This is a genomic window from Streptomyces sp. NBC_00162, from assembly GCF_024611995.1.
Classification (GTDB): Bacteria; Actinomycetota; Actinomycetes; order Streptomycetales; family Streptomycetaceae; genus Streptomyces.
On sequence record NZ_CP102509.1, the window covers coordinates 2,058,046 to 2,070,687 of the forward strand.

Genomic DNA, 12,642 nt, shown 5'->3' on the forward strand with positions numbered 1-12,642 from the left:
GCCATGCACACCGACACCGAGCGTTGCGTCAGAGCCGTGCAGTCGAAGGACGCCCGCTTCGACGGCTGGTTCTTCACCGCCGTCCTGACCACGCGGATCTACTGCCGGCCCAGCTGCCCCGCCGTACCGCCGAAGGTCGAGAACATGACCTTCCTGCCCAGCGCCGCCGCCTGCCAGCAGGCCGGTTTCCGCGCCTGCAAGCGGTGCCGGCCCGACACCAGCCCCGGCTCCCCCGAGTGGAACGCCCGCGCCGACGCCGTCGCCCGCGCCATGCGCCTCATCCAGGACGGGGTGGTGGACCGCGAGGGGGTTCCCGGCCTGGCCACCCGGCTCGGCTACTCCACCCGTCAGGTGGAACGGCAGCTCAGCGCCGAGCTCGGCGCCGGACCCCTGGCCCTCGCGAGGGCCCAGCGCGCCCAGACCGCCCGGCTGCTCATCGAGACCTCCGAGCTCCCGATGGGGGACGTCGCGTTCGCGGCCGGCTTCTCCTCCATCCGCACCTTCAACGACACCGTCCGCGAGGTCTTCGCCCTCTCCCCCAGCGAGCTGCGGCTGCGCGCCGACAAGGCCAACCGCCATCAGCCGCGGATCCCCGGGACGATCAGCCTCCGGCTGCCGTTCCGGGCCCCCCTGAACCCGGACAACCTCTTCGGGCACCTGGCCGCGACCGCCGTCCCCGGCGTGGAGGAGTGGCGGGACGGCGCCTACCGCCGGACCCTGCGCCTGCCCTACGGCACCGGGGTCGTCGCACTGACCCCGCAGCCCGACCACATCGGCTGCCGCCTCGCCCTGACCGACCTGCGCGACCTCACCATCGCCATCAGCCGCTGCCGCTGGATGCTCGACCTGGACGCCGATCCCGAGGCCGTCGACGAGCAGCTGCGCTCCGACCCGCTGCTGGCCCCGCTCGTGGACAAGGCTCCCGGGCGCCGGGTTCCCCGTACGGTCGACGCGGCGGAGTTCGCCGTACGGGCGGTCCTCGGCCAGCAGGTGTCCACGGCGGCGGCGCGCACGCACGCGGCCCGGCTGGTCACCGCGCACGGCGAGCCCGTGCAGGACCCGCTCGGCGGGCTGACCCACCTCTTCCCCTCCCCGCAGGCCCTCGCCGAGGTGGACCCGGAGTCCCTGGCCATGCCGCGCACCCGGCGCACCACGTTCACCACGCTGGTCTCGGCGCTCGCCGGCGGTTCGCTGCCGCTCGGCATCGACAGCGACTGGGAGGCGGCGCGCGCGCAGCTGTCCGCGCTGCCCGGCTTCGGGCCGTGGACCACCGAGATCATCGCGATGCGGGCGCTCGGCGACCCGGACGCGTTCCTGCCGTCCGACCTGGGCATCCGGCGGGCGGCGCAGGGGCTCGGGCTGCCGTCCACGCCCTCGGCGCTGACCGCCCGGGCGGCCGGCTGGCGGCCCTGGCGCGCGTACGCCGTCCAGTACTTGTGGGCCACCGACGACCACGCCATCAACCACCTGCCCGCCTGAGGAGCACATCGTGAACACCAGCAGCAAGCAGCACGCCGTCGTCGACAGCCCCTACGGTCCGCTCACCCTGGTCTCGACGGACAGGGTCCTCAGCGGTCTGTACATGACCGGGCAGCGCCACCGCCCGGCCGAGGAGGCCTTCGGGGAGCGGGTCGCCGCCACCGAGGAGCCCTTCCCCGAAGTGGCGCGGCAGCTGACCGCGTACTTCGCCGGGGAACGCACCGAGTTCGACCTGCCGCTACGGCTGGAGGGCACCGACTTCCAGCGCAGCGTGTGGGACCAGCTCGTACGGATCCCCTACGGCGAGACCTGGTCGTACGGGCAGCTCGCGTCCGAGCTCGGCAAGCCGAACGCCTCGCGCGCCGTGGGGCTGGCCAACGGGAAGAACCCGATCGGCATCATCGTGCCGTGCCACCGGGTGATCGGGGCATCGGGCGGCATGACCGGCTATGGCGGCGGCGTCGAGCGCAAGGTGCGGCTGCTCGACTTCGAGGCCGGGGCCCGGCAGCTCTAGCCCCGGAGGGGACCTGGCGGCTAGACGACGAGCAGCGGGACCAGCAGGGCGAAGGCGGCGCCCGCTTCCACCGCGTAGCCGTACAGCGAGGGGTGCTGGACGGGGGCGGCGAGCAGCACCACGCTCTGCTGGGCGGCGGCCGCCGTCACCCAGTCCGCGTCGGCGCCGAGGTTGCCCTGGTACCAGCCTTCGCAGGAGCCGGGGCCGCTGACGGCGAGGAGGTCGTCCTCGCGGCGGTAGAAGGCCTGCCACTGGGTGGCGGGCACGGACCAGCCCTCGAAGTCGGTGAACTGGGACCAGCCGCCGTCGCGGATCGCGGTGTCGAACAGCCAGACCGGCATCCCCTCCGGGGTCACCTCGCCGGCGGACTGCTGATCGGTGGTGAAGTGGACCATGGGGAGGGCGTCGGGCCCGTCGGCGGTGCTGGGCCAGGCGTACATCGTGATCATCAGCTGATTCTGTCCTGCTCGGAGTAAGCCCGGTGTTACTGGGACGCGGGGCGGCGGCCGTTCTCCAGTTCCGCGGCGCCCTCGCCCGACTGCAGGACCCGGTAGGCCTCTTCGGTGCGCAGGCCGAGCGATCCGTGGAGGTACTCGGTGAGTTCGGCGGGATCGACCAGCCGCCAGGAGATCAGTTCCTCCTCCTGGAGCTTGATGGAGGCGAGCTGCCCGGCGTCGAGCACCCCGCCGTCGTAGAGGTACGCGACCAGCGGCGGGCGGTCCGCGCCCAGGACCCAGTCCACGGCGAGCAGCCGGCCGAGCGGCACGTCGATGCCGATCTCCTCGGCACTCTCGCGGCGGGCGGCGGTGCGCGGCGACTCGCCCTGGTCCGACTCGATGGTGCCGCCCGGCAGGACCCAGCCCTCGCGGTAGTTGGGCTCGACGAGCAGGACCCTGCCCTCGGCGTCCCGGTAGAGGGCGGCCGCGCCGGCCAGCACCCGGGGCAGGCTCGCGATGTAGGTGGCGTAGTCATCCGTGGTGGTCACGTCGCCACCCTACCCAGGGCTGCCGGGCCCGTCCTCGCGGTCCCGGCCCCTGGACTCGGCGACACGCCGCAGCCGCGGGTGCACGGCCTGGCCCTGTTCGGTGATGGCGTCGCCGACCATGGCCCGGACGGCGTCGCGCATGCCGTGCAGCGCGTGGTGGCGGACGGGCCCGGCGCCGGGGTCCTCGCGGAGCTCCTTCACCAGGGCCCAGCAGAGCACCAGCATGACGAGGACGAAGGGCAGCGCGACCAGGATGGTGGCGGTCTGCAGGGACTTCAGGCCGCCCGCGACGAGCAGCACGGCGGCGACGGCGGCCATCAGTACGCCCCAGGTGACGACGAGCCAGGTCGGCGGGTGGAGCGAGCCGCGGCTGGTGAGCGAGCCCATGACCAGGGAGGCCGAGTCCGCGCTGGTGACGAAGTAGGTCATCACCAGGACCATGGCGACCCATGAGGTGACCGTGGCCAGCGGCAGCGCGTCCAGCATCCCGAAGAGCGAGGCCTCCGTCCCCTCCTTGAGCTTGGCCGCGAAGTCGACGGCGCCGGTGGAGTCCAGGCGGATGGCGGTGCCGCCCATCACGCAGAACCAGATGACGGTGGCCCCGCTGGGCACGAGGAGCACACCGATGAGGAACTCGCGGATGGTCCGGCCGCGCGAGATGCGGGCGATGAAGGTGCCGACGAACGGTGCCCAGGAGAGCCACCACGCCCAGTAGAAGATCGTCCACGCGCCGAGCCAGGCGCTGTCGGTGAAGGCGCCCGTGCGGGTGGCCATGGGCACCAGCTCGCTCAGGTACCCGCCGATGCTGGAGGGGATCACGTCGAGGATGTAGACGGTGGGGCCGAGCACGAAGACGAAGAGCATCAGGGTGGCGGCGAGCACCAGGTTGATGGTGCTCAGCCACTTCACCCCCTTGTGCAGGCCGGAGAAGGCGGAGAGCACGAAGGCCGCCGAGAGCGAGCCGATGATGATCAGCTCGACGGTCGTGGAGTCCTCGACCCCGGTGGTGAGGTTCAGTCCCTTGGACACCTGGAGGGCGCCCAGCCCGAGGCTCGTGGCGGTGCCGAAGACGGTGGCGAAGACGGCGAGCAGGTCGATGGCCTTCCCGGCCCATCCGTCGGCGCGCTCCTGACCCATCAGGGGAACGAAGGCGGAGCTGAGGCGGTTGCCGCGGCCCTTGCGGAAGGTCGCGTAGGCGAGGGCGAGTCCGGCGATGCCGTAGATCGCCCAGGGGGTGAGGGTCCAGTGGAAGAAGGAGTACTCCATGGCCGCCAGGGCGGAGGCGCCCGAGGACGGGGCGGCGCCGGAGGCCGGGGGCGGGACCAGGTAGTGGGTGAGCGGCTCCCCCACCCCGTAGAACATGAGGCCGATCCCCATGCCGGCGCTGAACATCATCGCGATCCACGCGAGGTTGGTGAACTCGGGCTCGGAGTCATCGGCGCCGAGGCGGATCCGGCCGAAGCGGCTGATCGCGAGCACCACGCACATCACGAGGAAGACGTCGGCGGCGATCACGAAGAGCCAGGCGAAGTTGTTCAGCACCCAGGCGAGCGCGGTGCCCGAAGCGGTGTCGAAGGAGCCCTTGGCGAGGGCCGCCCAGGCGACCACGGCCAGCACGGCGATCACGCCCACGGTGACGACGGTGAGGTCGGGGGTGCCGTCCGCCGGACCACCGGACCCGTCACCTGGGGTATCCGGACGTGGCTGTTCCAGTGAATCCGCACTCATGCGGCCACACTATGCAGGCGTATATGCCTATTTAGGCGCATGCCGCGCCGCGTGTGGCCCAGGCCACTCATGGGCATAGGAGGATCCTCCGGATAAGCTCATGGCGGCGCGACTGCACTGTTCGATAGCAAGGGAATAGCAAGGTGACGGACGGAGCAGTAACTGAGACCGCGCGCGTGCTCATCGCCGCGGACAAATTCAAGGGCTCGCTCACGGCCGTTCAGGTCGCGGAGCGGGTGACGGCGGGACTCCGCAAGGCCGTACCGGACGTGGAGATCGAGACCCTCCCCGTCGCGGACGGCGGCGACGGCACGGTCGCGGCCGCGGTGGCGGCCGGTTTCGAACGCCGGGAGGTACGGGTCACCGGGCCCCTCGGTGACCAGGTCACGGCCGCCTTCGCACTGCGCGAGGGCACCGCGGTCGTCGAGATGGCGGAGGCCTCCGGGCTGCAGCTGCTGCCGGCGGGCACCTTCGCCGCGCTGACGGCCACCACGTACGGCTCGGGCGAGCTGCTGAAGGCCGCGCTGGACGCGGGCGCGCGCTCCATCGTCTTCGGCGTGGGCGGCAGCGCCACCACCGACGGCGGCGCCGGCATGCTGGCGGCGCTGGGCGCGGTGTTCCTGGATGCGAACGGCGAACCGGTCGGTCCGGGCGGCGGCGCGCTGGCCGAGCTGGCCTCGGCCGACCTGTCGGGGATCGACCCGCGCTTCGCGGACGTGGAGTTCGTCCTGGCGAGCGACGTGGACAACCCGCTGACGGGCCCGAAGGGCGCGCCGGCCGTCTACGGCCCGCAGAAGGGGGCTTCGCCCGAGGATGTGGCGACGCTCGACGCGGCGCTGGCGCACTTCGCGCAGGTCCTCGAGAAGTCGATCGGCGCGAAGGCGGCCGAGTGCGCCCTGCTCCCGGGTGCGGGCGGCGCTGGCGGCATCGGCTACGGGGCGCTGCTGCTCGGTGCCACGTTCCGGCCCGGCATCGAGCTGATGCTGGAGGTACTGGGCTTCGCGCCGGCGCTGGAGCGCGCCACGCTGGTCATCACCGGTGAGGGCTCGCTGGACGAGCAGACCCTGCACGGCAAGGCCCCGGCCGGTGTCGCGGCGGCGGCCCGGGCCGCGGGCAAGCCGGTCGTGGCGGTGTGCGGACGGCTGCTGCTGACCCAGGAGGCCCTGGAGGCGGCGGGCATCCGCAAGGCGTACCCGCTCTCGGACGTGGAGCCCGACCCGGCCAAGTCCATCCCGAACGCGGGCCCCCTGCTGGAGCAGGTCGCGGCCAACATCGCCGCCGAGGTGCTCTGACCGGATCAGCCCTGAGGCCCGGACCCCCGCTCGGGGGTCCGGGCCTCGGCCGTTCCCGGCATCGCCGCCCATCGGGCTCCGGGACTACGCGGCCAGCAGCTGGGCCGTGGTCACCACGCGGGCGAAACTGCCGCCTTGGAGGTTGACGGCGGTGGCGGTGGCGAGCTCGTCGGCGGTCAGGGCCAGGCCTTCCGGGCCCGCGAGGTCGAAGGTGTGGGTGGCGTCGAGGGGTACGAGCACGTCGTAGCCCAGGTTCCCGGCCATCCGGGCCGTGGTCTCGACGCACATGTTGGTCTGGATGCCGGCCACCACCACCTGGCCGATGCCCCGGGCCGTGAGCCAGTCGGCCAGGTCCGGGGTGCCGTAGAAGGCCGAGTTCACCGTCTTGGTGACCAGCAGGGACTCGTACCGGCGCTGCTCGACCAGCTCCTTGAAGGCGTAACCGGGCTGGTCCGGGGCGAGGACGGAGCCGGCGACGCGCGAGGCGTGCTGCACCAGCACCACCGGTCGCCCCGAGGCCTTCCAGGCGTCCATCAGCGCCGCGATGTTCTCCTCGGCGGCCGGGTTGTTGCGCGGCCCCCAGAAGGACGCGTCGTCGAAGCCCTTCTGAACGTCGATGACCAGCAGGGCACTGTCGGGAGCGATCTCGATCGCGGTCTGTGTCATGGCTCCATGCTGTCCGCCGGGGCACGGCGGGCACAGGGGCGTCAGTGCCGCCGATCGATGGGATCCTGCCAGGCTGGCAGGATGACACAATGGCCGCGTGCACCGCGTCGCGATCCTCGTCCAGCCCGGCATCCGCAGCTTCGACCTCGCAGTGATCACCGAGGTCTGGGGCCCCGACCGCAGCCGCGGCGGGGTGCCGTCCTTCGAGCTGCGGCGGTGCGCGGTGGAGCCCGGGCCGATCCCGCTGCCCGGCGGGCTGACCCTGACCCCCGACCGCGGCCTCGACTGGCTGGCCACGGCGGACCTGGTCGTCGTACCGGCGCTGGCCGAGCCGGACGATCCGACGCCCGAACCGGCCCTCGCCGCCCTGCGGGAGGCGCACGCCCGGGGGATCCCGGTCGCGGCACTGTGCGCCGGGGCGTTCATCCTCGCGGAGGCCGGGCTGCTGGAGGGCCGCCGGGCGGTGACCCACTGGTGGCTGGCTCCCAGGCTCGCCGCACGCCACCCCGGGGTGGCCGTCGAGGACACCCCGCTGTACGTGGAGGACGGCGGGGTGTGGACCTCGGCCGGGGTGGCCTCCGGGATCGACCTGTGCCTGCACCTCGTACGGGAGGCGCACGGCGCCGAGGCCGCCGCCGCCATCGCCCGGTCCATGGTGACGGGCCCCTTCCGCACCGGGGACAACGCCCAGTTCCTGGACCGGCCCGTACCGGCCGCCGACCGGACCGCCGAGACCCTGGCGGCCGTACGGGAGCGCGCCCTGCGCAATCTGCACGAACCGCTGGACGTGGCCACCCTGGCCCGCTGGGCCGGAATGTCCCCGCGTTCCTTCGCCCGGCACTTCGCCGCGGCCACCGGGACCACACCCCACCGGTGGCTGCTGAGCCACCGGCTGGACGAAGCCCGCAAACTGCTGGAACGCACCGACCACCCCGTCCCGGAGGTGGCCCGGCGCGCCGGTTTCGCCAGTGAGGTCACCTTCCGCCAGCACTTCACTTCGTACGTCGGCCTCAGCCCCCGCGCGTACCGGGCGGCGGCCGCAGCCGCGCAGCCACCCCCAAACCCCCGGGACAGTGTTAGAAAGGGCTCATGACCGGACGTTTTGGTCGCCAGCCGACCGGATGGGGCCCGCGCCTGTTGGCGCGCCTGTCGCTGGGGGCCCGCGGCGTCGCCGGTCAGGTCTTCGCCCTCGAGGCGGTGATCGTGCTGCTGCTGATCACCGCGGCCTCGGTGGCCCTGGTCCTGCAGTCCCGGTACGACAGCGAGCGCGACGCGCGCAACCGCTCGCTGGCGGCCGCCGAGGCCTTCGCGCACGCCCCCGGTCTCCCCGCGGCGCTGCTGGAACCGAATCCGACGGTCGTGCTCCAGCCGCTGGCCGACGCCGCCCGCCGGGCCTCCGGCGTCGACTTCATCGCCGTGATGAGCACCGACGGGGTCCGGTACACCGACTCACGGCCCGACCTGATCGGCAAGCGCGCCACGGGCGACCTCTCCCGCGCCGTGGCCGGACAGTCCTTCATCGAGACGTTCACCGGCGAGCCCAGCGACGCGGTCCGGGCCGTCGTGCCCGTACGGAACGCCGACGGCGCCGTGGTGGGCCTGGTCGGCACCGGCATAGAGGTGGAGAACGTGTCCGACGCGGTCGACGACCAGATCCCGCTCCTCGTCGGCTCCGCGGTGGGCGCCCTGCTGCTGGGCACGGGCGGCGCCTTCCTGGTGAGCCGCCGGCTGGGACGCCAGACCCACGGGCTGCGCGCCGACGAGATGTCCCGGATCAACGAGCACCACGAGGCCGTCCTGCACGCCGTCCGCGAGGGCGTGCTCATCATCGGGCTCGACCTCAAGCTGGTCCTGGCCAACGACGAGGCCCGCCGGCTCCTGAACCTGCCGCCCGACGCCGAGGGCCGGCACGTCGCCGACCTGGGCCTGGACCCGCGGACCACCGAACTGCTCACCTCGGGCCGGATCGCGACGGACGAGGTCCACCTGGCGGGCGACCGGCTGCTCGCGGTCAACGTCCGGCCCACCAAGCCGTACGGGGGCCAGTCCTCCGGCACCGTCATGACCCTGCGCGACTCCACCGAGCTCGCCGCGGTCTCCGGCCGGGCCGAGGTGGCCCGCGGACGGCTCCAGCTGCTCTACGACGCCGGTGTGCGGATCGGTACCACCCTGGACGTGGTGCGGACCGCGGAGGAGCTGTCGGAGGTCGCCGTCCCCCGCTTCGCGGACTTCGTCACCGTGGAGCTGCTGGAGCCGGTGCTGCGCGGTGACGAGCCCTCGTCGGCCTCCGGCGTGTACACCGAGATGCGGCGGGCGGCCATGAGCGGGGTCCGCACCGACCAGCCGCTCCAGCCGGTCGGCGACATCATCCGGTTCGTCGTGCCGACGGCTCCGATGGCCGCGGCCCTGGACGCCGGGCAGGCCGTGCTCGCGGCGGATCTGAACGCCGCCATGGGCTGGCGGGCCCAGGACGCCCAAGGCACCCGGGAGGCCCTGGGGTACGGGCTGCACTCCCTGATCAGCGTCCCCCTCCAGGCGCGCGGGGTGGTCCTCGGCATGGCCAACTTCTGGCGGGCCGCGGACACCCCTGAGGCCTTCGACGAGGAGGACCGTTCCTTCGCGATGGAGCTCGCGGCGCGCGCGGCCGTCTCGATCGACAACGCCCGCCGCTTCACCCGCGAGCACGCGACGGCCGTGGCGCTCCAGCGCAGCCTGCTCCCGCGGGTGCTGCCGGACCTGACCGCCGTGGACGTCGCCTTCCGCTACCTGCCGGCGAAGGCGGGGGTCGGCGGGGACTGGTTCGACGTGATCCCGCTGCCCGGCGCCCGGGTGGCACTGGTCGTCGGCGACGTCGTCGGCCACGGGGTGCACGCCGCGGCCACCATGGGCCGGCTGCGCACCGCCGTGCACAACTTCTCCACCCTGGACCTGCCGCCCGACGAGCTGCTCGGGCACCTGGACGAGCTGATCAACCGGATCGACCAGAACGACACCCTCGGCGGCGCGGCCGAGGGGGACGGATCCCTCACGGACACCGGGGACGAGCCCGCCGGAATCACGGGTGCCACCTGCCTGTACGCGGTCTACGACCCGGTCTCCGGGCGGTGCGTGGTGGCCAGCGCGGGGCACCCCGGGCCCGCCCTGCTCCGCCCCGGCGGGGAGGTGGAGTTCCCCGAACTGCCCGCCGGGCTGCCGCTCGGCGTCGGCGGCATGCCGTTCGAGGCGACCGAGTTCCGGCTGCCCGTGGGGAGCCGGCTCGTGCTGTTCACCGACGGCCTGGTGGAGGACCGCCACCGCGACTTCGACACCGGTCTGGCCCTGCTGCGGGAGTCCCTGTCCCGGCCCGGCCGCAGCCCCGACCAGGCCTGCTCGGACGTGCTGTCCACCCTGCTCTCCCCGGTGCCGAGCGACGACATCGCCCTGCTGATCGCCGACACCCGGCGGCTGGAGTCGGACCGCATCGCCGAGTGGGAGGTGCCCGGCGAGGCGTCGGCCGTCTCCCGCGTGCGCAACGCCGGCGCGGCGCAGCTCGCCGCCTGGGGCCTGGAGGACATCTCCTTCACCACCGAGCTGATCCTCAGCGAGCTGATCACCAATGCCATCCGCTACGGCTCCGCGCCCGTGCGGGTGCGCCTGCTGCGCGACCGCAGCCTGATCTGCGAGGTCTCCGACGGCAGCAGCACCTCCCCGCACCTGCGGTACGCGGCCACCACCGACGAGGGCGGGCGCGGACTGTTCCTCGTCGCGCAGTACGCCGACCGGTGGGGTGTCCGCTACACGGACCGGGGCAAGGTCATCTGGGCCGAGCTGCCGCTGACCGGGGGCGCGGAGCCGCCGGCTCCGGCGCCGCTGGACCTGGACGCGCTGGAGGACCTGGCCTGGTGACGGCCGGACCCGGCGGCGTCGTCACAGCGGGACGGTCCGGGCCAGGAGCACCGCGACGTCGTCCTGCGGATCGCAGGGCAGCAGCTGCTCCAGGATCCCGTCGCACAGCTCCTCGAGCGGCAGCCTGGCCCCTCCGAGCGCCCGTGCCAGCTGCGCCATGCCCTCGTCGAGGTCCCGGTCACGGGCCTCGATCAGGCCGTCGGTGTAGAGCACGAGCAGGCTCCCCGGGGGCAGGCCCACCTCTTCGGTGCGGAAGTCCTGCCCGCCGGTGCCGAGCGGGGTGCCGGGCGGGCCGTCCAGGAAGGTGATGGTCCCGTCGGCTCCGACCACGGCCGGCGGCGGGTGGCCGGCGCGGGCGATCACACAGCCGCCCGAGGCCGGGTCGTGGACGGCGTAGACGCAGGTGGCCATCTCGTCCTCGCCCAGGTCGGCCACCACGGCGTCGAGCGAGCGGAGCATCCGGTCCGGGGGCACGTCCAGGCGCGCGAGGGTCCGTACCGCCGTGCGCAGCTGGCCCATGACGGCCGCCGCGTGGATCCCGTGGCCCATGACGTCGCCGATGACCAGACCGGTCCGGCCGCCGGGCAGCTGGATGACGTCGAACCAGTCCCCGCCGACGTCGTGGTCGCTGGCGGGCAGGTAGCGCCCGGTCAGCTCTAGGCCGGTGACCTGCGGGAGCTCGCTGTTGGTGAGGCTGCGCTGGAGGGTGAGGGCGGCGTGCCGCTGGCGGGTGTACATCCGGGCGTTGTCGATGTTGAGGGCGGCGCGGGCCATCAGCTCGTCGACGAGTACCCGGTCCTCGTCGTCGAAGGGCTCGCGCTCGCGCAGCCGGGTCACCGCGACCGCGCCGAGCACCTGCCCGCGGGCGACCAGCGGGATCATCCGGGCGGAGCCCAGGGTGGCGAGGTAGGCGCGCAGGGCGTCGGCGCGCGGGTCGGTGATCAGCGCCGGGATGTCGGGCGTGAAGAGGTCCATCGGCCGGCCCTCGGCGATGATCCGTTCGTAGACGCTGCCCATGGGGATCTGGAAGGTCTGGCCCGCGTGGAGTTTCGCGGTGGGCGCGGCCGGGTCGGGAAAGGTGGCCGCCAGCCGGCGCATCACGCCGCGGGTGGAGGCCGCGGCCGTCGCGGCGTCGTCGGGGCCCAGGACCGATTCGAGCAGCTGTACGTCGGCCGAGTCCGCGAGCTGCGGTACCAGCAGGTCCACGATCTCCTGGGCGGTCTGCCGGAGGTCCAGGGTGGTGCCGATGCGGGTGCCGGCCTCCGCCAGCAGGGCGAACCGGTGCCGGGCCCGTTCGGCCTCGGCCTGGGCCCGCTGTCCGTCGGTGATGTCGATGAGGGAGGCGATCAGGCCCAGGGGCCGCCCGGAGCCGTCGAGCAGCGGGGCGTAGGAGCAGGACCAGGTCCGGTCGTGCTCGGGGTCCGCGGCGGTGCGCCCGGTGCGGCGGACGTCGACCACGGCCGTGCCCCGTTCGAGGACCTGGCGCATGGTGGCCTCCAGCACCGTGGCATTGACCCCCGGCACCACCTCGGTGAGCCGTTTGCCCAGGTGCGCGGCGGCGGGGATGCCGTTCATCCGGGCCAGGGCGTCGTTGACGCGGAGGAAGCGCAGGTCGGTGCCGAGGGTGGCGAGGCCGATCGGCGACTGGGTGAACAGGCTCTGGAGCGCGGCGAGCGAGTCCCGCATGTGGAGGACCTCGGAGGTCTCCACGGCGATGAGCATGGCGCCCGTACGGCCCTGCGGGTCGGCGGCGGGGACGATCCACATCTCCATCACGACGCGGTGGCCGTCGCGGTGGCGCACGGGCAGGGTGCCGACGACGGTCTCGCCCGCCTGGACGCGGCGGGTCAGGTCGTCGGCGAGCCCGCGGTTGGCCTCGGGGACGAGGACGGAGGCGCCGGGCCTCCCGAGGATGTCCTCGGGACGGTGTCCGAGCAGGTCCTGGGCGGCGAGCGACCACTCCACGATGCGGCCGTCCGCGTCCTCGCGCCACAGGGCGATGGGCAGCAGGTCGCGGAGTACGCCCGCGTACCCGACGGCTGCGGCCGGCGGGTCCGGCACTTCGCTCGTCGACTGGTAAGTGTCCACCGCAC

At 73.5% G+C, this 12,642-nt stretch carries 10 protein-coding genes; 5 read left to right on the forward strand and 5 right to left on the reverse strand.

Annotation, left to right across the window (positions count from 1 at the left end; genetic code table 11):
- Positions 1 to 3: 3 nt before the first annotated feature.
- Entirely contained in the window at positions 4 to 1,479 is a 1,476-nt protein-coding gene (locus JIW86_RS10160) for an AlkA N-terminal domain-containing protein (protein ID WP_215146720.1), read from the forward strand.
- A gap of 10 nt (positions 1,480 to 1,489) precedes the next feature.
- Positions 1,490 to 1,993: a methylated-DNA--[protein]-cysteine S-methyltransferase gene (locus tag JIW86_RS10165; RefSeq protein WP_257553455.1), complete on the forward strand. Its 504-nt coding sequence runs from the start codon at positions 1,490 to 1,492 to the stop codon at positions 1,991 to 1,993.
- Positions 1,994 to 2,013: 20 nt separating this feature from the next.
- Here JIW86_RS10165 and JIW86_RS10170 read toward each other — a convergent pair whose 3' ends face one another.
- Genes JIW86_RS10170 through JIW86_RS10180 form a run of 3 tightly spaced genes read right to left on the reverse strand, consistent with a single transcriptional unit; the run spans position 2,014 to position 4,706 of the window.
- Positions 2,014 to 2,442 (reverse strand): hypothetical protein, encoded by a 429-nt coding sequence (locus JIW86_RS10170; RefSeq protein WP_215146721.1) that lies wholly within the window; start codon positions 2,440 to 2,442, stop codon positions 2,014 to 2,016.
- Between the two features lie 35 nt (positions 2,443 to 2,477).
- Positions 2,478 to 2,978 carry an NUDIX domain-containing protein gene (locus tag JIW86_RS10175; protein ID WP_257553456.1) on the reverse strand — a complete coding sequence of 167 codons (501 nt, stop codon included), beginning with the start codon at positions 2,976 to 2,978 and terminating at the stop codon, positions 2,478 to 2,480.
- A gap of 9 nt (positions 2,979 to 2,987) precedes the next feature.
- The gene (locus JIW86_RS10180; protein ID WP_257553457.1) at positions 2,988 to 4,706 is read right to left on the reverse strand and encodes a BCCT family transporter; all 1,719 of its coding nucleotides are present in this window, start codon (positions 4,704 to 4,706) and stop codon (positions 2,988 to 2,990) included.
- 143 nt (positions 4,707 to 4,849) lie between these two features.
- On the opposite strand from JIW86_RS10180, the gene JIW86_RS10185 reads away from it, so the two are divergent.
- Positions 4,850 to 5,998, forward strand: coding sequence for a glycerate kinase (locus tag JIW86_RS10185; RefSeq protein ID WP_215146724.1), 1,149 nt, complete (start codon positions 4,850 to 4,852; stop codon positions 5,996 to 5,998).
- An 84-nt stretch (positions 5,999 to 6,082) separates the two neighbouring features.
- Here JIW86_RS10185 and JIW86_RS10190 read toward each other — a convergent pair whose 3' ends face one another.
- On the reverse strand, positions 6,083 to 6,664 hold the full coding sequence (locus JIW86_RS10190) for a cysteine hydrolase family protein (RefSeq protein ID WP_257553459.1): 582 nt from the start codon (positions 6,662 to 6,664) through the stop codon (positions 6,083 to 6,085).
- A gap of 97 nt (positions 6,665 to 6,761) precedes the next feature.
- Here JIW86_RS10190 and JIW86_RS10195 point away from each other — a divergent pair, with 97 nt between their 5' ends.
- On the forward strand, positions 6,762 to 7,757 hold the full coding sequence (locus JIW86_RS10195) for a GlxA family transcriptional regulator (protein WP_257553460.1): 996 nt from the start codon (positions 6,762 to 6,764) through the stop codon (positions 7,755 to 7,757).
- On the forward strand, positions 7,754 to 10,549 hold the full coding sequence (locus tag JIW86_RS10200; RefSeq protein WP_257553461.1) for a SpoIIE family protein phosphatase: 2,796 nt from the start codon (positions 7,754 to 7,756) through the stop codon (positions 10,547 to 10,549). Before JIW86_RS10195 ends, JIW86_RS10200 begins: the two co-directional genes overlap by 4 nt.
- A gap of 21 nt (positions 10,550 to 10,570) precedes the next feature.
- On the opposite strand, the gene JIW86_RS10205 is transcribed toward JIW86_RS10200, so the two are convergent.
- Positions 10,571 to 12,637 carry a SpoIIE family protein phosphatase gene (locus JIW86_RS10205; RefSeq protein WP_257553462.1) on the reverse strand — a complete coding sequence of 689 codons (2,067 nt, stop codon included), beginning with the start codon at positions 12,635 to 12,637 and terminating at the stop codon, positions 10,571 to 10,573.
- Between the last annotated feature and the right edge of the window lie 5 nt (positions 12,638 to 12,642).

Coding starts and splice junctions, on each gene's coding strand:
- JIW86_RS10160 (WP_215146720.1), top strand. CDS start 4: ATGCACACCGACACCGAGCGTTGCGTCAGAGCCGTGCAGTCGAAGGAC.
- JIW86_RS10170 (WP_215146721.1), bottom strand. CDS start 2,442: ATGATCACGATGTACGCCTGGCCCAGCACCGCCGACGGGCCCGACGCC.
- JIW86_RS10180 (WP_257553457.1), bottom strand. CDS start 4,706: ATGAGTGCGGATTCACTGGAACAGCCACGTCCGGATACCCCAGGTGAC.
- JIW86_RS10190 (WP_257553459.1), bottom strand. CDS start 6,664: ATGACACAGACCGCGATCGAGATCGCTCCCGACAGTGCCCTGCTGGTC.
- JIW86_RS10200 (WP_257553461.1), top strand. CDS start 7,754: ATGACCGGACGTTTTGGTCGCCAGCCGACCGGATGGGGCCCGCGCCTG.